General features: G+C 57.4%; 1 protein-coding gene. It reads left to right on the forward strand.

Annotated features, from left to right (window positions below):
• Window positions 1–72: 72 nt before the first annotated feature.
• Window positions 73–1,152 (forward strand): TRAP transporter substrate-binding protein, encoded by a 1,080-nt coding sequence (locus AC1D1X_RS23580; RefSeq protein ID WP_477699383.1) that lies wholly within the window; start codon window positions 73–75, stop codon window positions 1,150–1,152.
• Window positions 1,153–1,296: the final 144 nt, after the last annotated feature.

A 1,296-nucleotide genomic window follows, 5' to 3' on the forward strand; every position in this document is an offset into this window, starting at 1 on the left:
AGACCTGCAAAACGGTCTGACTGGTGCCTGAGCCCAGTGGAATTTTCATTTTTACCTTTCGGAGTCAACCTGATGGATCGTCGTTCACTCATCAAACACGCCGGCGTTGCCGGTGTTTTGGCAGCAGGCGTTGCGCCGGCTGTTCACGCACAGGCCGCTGTTCGCTGGCGCCTGGCATCCAGCTTCCCCAAATCGCTGGACACGATCTATGGAGGTGCTGAAACGTTTGCCAAGCATGTCAAGGCGATTTCAGGCGGCAAGTTTGAAATCTCCGTCCATGCTGCGGGCGAACTGATGCCTGCGTTTGGTGTGGTCGACGGCGTGCAGCAAGGCTCCATCGAGGCAGCCCATACGGCGCCTTACTATTTCTTCGGCAAGGACGAAACCTTTGCCATCGGCGGCGCCATTCCTTTTGGCCTGAACAGCCGCCAGATGAGCGCCTGGACCTTTGAGGGCAACGGCTTGAAACTGATGCGCGAGTTCTACGCCAAATACAACATGATCAGCTTTCCGTGCGGCAATACCGGCGCGCAAATGGGTGGCTGGTTCCGCAAGGAAATCAAGTCCATTGCCGACATGAAGGGCCTCAAATTCCGCGTCGGCGGTTTTGCCGGCAAGGTCATCGAGCGCCTGGGCGGCGTGCCGCAGAACATTCCCGGCGGCGAGATTTACCAGGCSCTSGAAAAAGGCACSATYGATGCCGCCGAATGGRTSGGWCCYTACGAYGACCWGAAGCTGGGCTTYAACAAAGTTGCCCCCTTTTACTACTACCCCGGCTGGTGGGAAGGTGGTCCCGAGCTGGACTTCTTCATCAACAACAAGGCATTCGACGCCCTCACGCCCGAGAACAAGGCGATTGTGGAAGCGGCTGCGGCCCAGGCCCACGGCGACATGCAGGCCAAATACGACGCGAAGAACCCAGGTGCGCTCAAGCAGCTSGTGGGTGCKGGYRCCAAGCTCCGGCCTTTCCCKGCSGAYGTSATGAACGCSGCTTTCAAGGAGTCGATGGCGCTCTACGAAGAGATCGGCACAAGGAACGAAAACTGGAAGAAGATCTACGCCGACTACTCCAAGTTCCGTGCCGAACAGAACCTGTGGTTCCGTTTCACGGAAGCCACGTTTGACCGCTTCATGCAAGCCCAGAAACTCTGAACCCGGCCCATCCGTCATCCCGAAAGCCGCCTTTTGCAGGCGGCTTTTTTACGTCTGTCCCGATCTGTAAAAACGGGTTGGGCAGGCGGTGTGAAATGCTGACAAAATAGATCTCTGCCCTCTTGCTCAAAAGCGCGGCTTGCA

Source organism: Polaromonas sp. P1_G4 (assembly GCF_056405475.1).